The sequence below is a fragment of the Sulfitobacter sp. HI0129 genome (assembly GCF_001635395.1).
GTDB lineage: Bacteria > Pseudomonadota > Alphaproteobacteria > Rhodobacterales > Rhodobacteraceae > Sulfitobacter.
Genome location: NZ_LWGH01001043.1, coordinates 1 through 318, shown reverse-complemented (window position 1 = coordinate 318; position 318 = coordinate 1). Strand labels below are relative to the sequence as shown.

Genomic DNA, 318 nt, shown 5'->3' with positions numbered 1-318 from the left:
CGGCTCCGATCAGGCAGTTCTTGCCGATCTTCGCCCCGTTGAGAATGGTGGCGCCCATGCCAACCAACGTGTTGTCCCCCACGGTGCAGCCATGCAGCATGACCTTGTGACCGATGGTGCAGTTCCGCCCCACGGTCAGCGGGAAACCGATGTCGGTGTGAAAGACGCAGTTCTCTTGCACGTTGCTGCCCTGCCCCACGACGATAGGCTCGTTGTCACCTCTGAGCGTGGCCCCGAACCAGACCGATGACCCTTCGGAAAGCGTTACGGTGCCGATGACGTTGGCGTCGGGTGCGACCCAGGCGTCGGCGTGGACTT

Annotated in this window: 1 protein-coding gene; it reads right to left on the bottom strand. The window is 62.6% G+C overall.

The features are described 5' to 3' along the window. A partial coding sequence (locus tag A3764_RS22070; RefSeq protein ID WP_150122406.1) for a gamma carbonic anhydrase family protein occupies positions 1-318 on the bottom strand: 318 nt, incomplete at both ends.